The organism is Bradyrhizobium sp. Leo114, assembly GCF_055229415.2.
Genome location: NZ_JBUYEN020000160.1, coordinates 1 through 1,426, shown reverse-complemented (window position 1 = coordinate 1,426; position 1,426 = coordinate 1). Strand labels below are relative to the sequence as shown.

Here is a 1,426-nt window from a genome sequence, read left to right as displayed (position 1 = left end):
TGAAGTGCACCCTTATCGTGAGACACGATAATCAGGGACAGGTGCCCGCCGCTTGAGGCGGCAGGGCGGGTTGATGGGTTACGGCCAGGTTGCGGGGCTGCTGCGCAGCAGCCCCCGCAACCTGGTAAATTTGCTTCGAACTCGGCTGGCGGCTGGTAAGCCAGGGCCGAGTGCAGCCGTTGGCGATTGTACACCTCCTCGATGAAGGCGCCGATCGCATTTCTGGCATGCGGCGCATCGCGGTAGGTCTGGCCGTTGACCTCCTCTTGCTTGAGGGTCTTCATGAAGCTCTCCGCCTTGGCATTGTCGTAGGGATTGCCGACCCGGCTCATGCTGGGAGCAATGTCGTGCTGCCGGAGGAGCTCGGTGTAGTCGCCGCAGGCGTATTGGATGCCGCGATCGGAGTGGTGGATCAGGCTGCCAGGCGTGGGTTGGCGCGCCGCCAGCGCCATCGAGAGCGCGGTGACCGCCAGACGCGCCTCCAGGTGCGTCTCCAGGGCCCAGCCGACCACCCGCCGGCTGAAGGCGTCGAGCACGATGGCGAGATAGGCGAACTCCTCCTGCAGACGGATGTAGGTGATGTCCGCCACCCAGAGCTGGTCGAGGCCATCAGGCACCATGGCGCGGGCCAGGTTCGATACCACGTGCCACGGGTGGCGCGAGTCCGTCGTGACAGGCACGAACGGCCGCTGCCGCAAGCACAGCAGATTATCCTGCTGCATCAGGCGCAGCACGCGTTTGCGGTTCACCGCAAAGCCCTCGCGGCGCAACTGCGCGGCGATCCGGCGATAGCCGTAATGCCTGTAGGCAAGCGCCAGCCGCTGGATCGCGTCTCGCACGGCGGTTTCTTCGGCACGTGGGGCGGAAGCCGCCCAATGCCGATAATAGCCGGCCCGGCTGACGCCAGCCAATCGGCACATCCGTTCGATCGTCAGCTCGCCTTGCCGCGGGGAGGTCGTCATCGCTTGGATGACCGCGTAGACCCCGTCACGCCAGGCCCGCTGCTCGGCCGGCGTGCTTCCTTGACCCGCCGCAAGGCTTGCCGAAAAAAATCCAGTTCAATCTGCTGCTGGCCGATCTTGCGCTCAAGTTCGGCAATGCGCTCGGGCGCGCCACGGTCGGCCGCCGCAACATCACGCGCCCGCGCCCTCACGCTCGGTGCAACCGCATCGCTCTTGCGCGGACGCCCCAACGGCCGCAGCGCCTCCGCCCCGCCGGCGCGAAATAGATCGCGCCATGCATAGAGATCCTTGCGCAGCACCTTCAGCTCTTCTGAAAGCGCCTTGATTCGCTCGCCCGCCAGAATGCGGCGGACCGCTTCGAGCTTGAACTCTCGGCTGAAAACACGGGGAGATTTGTTGGGCATACGTTCTCCGTTAGAGAACTGTCCCTAATTTCCCGTGTCTCACTTTTGGGGGGCACTCCA

At 64.9% G+C, this 1,426-nt stretch carries 2 protein-coding genes; both read right to left on the bottom strand.

Annotation, left to right across the window (positions count from 1 at the left end; genetic code table 11):
* Positions 1-962, bottom strand: a 962-nt coding sequence (locus ACZIRK_RS45155) for an IS3 family transposase (protein WP_474419832.1), incomplete at its 3' end; no start/stop codon positions are given.
* Entirely contained in the window at positions 959-1,366 is a 408-nt protein-coding gene (locus tag ACZIRK_RS45150) for a helix-turn-helix domain-containing protein (RefSeq protein WP_130231946.1), read from the bottom strand. The genes ACZIRK_RS45155 and ACZIRK_RS45150, both read right to left, overlap by 4 nt.
* Positions 1,367-1,426 lie beyond the last annotated feature (60 nt).

Bases quoted from the DNA above. Each gene is read 5' to 3' on its own strand.
- ACZIRK_RS45150 (WP_130231946.1), bottom strand. From the start codon at position 1,366: ATGCCCAACAAATCTCCCCGTGTTTTCAGCCGAGAGTTCAAGCTCGAA.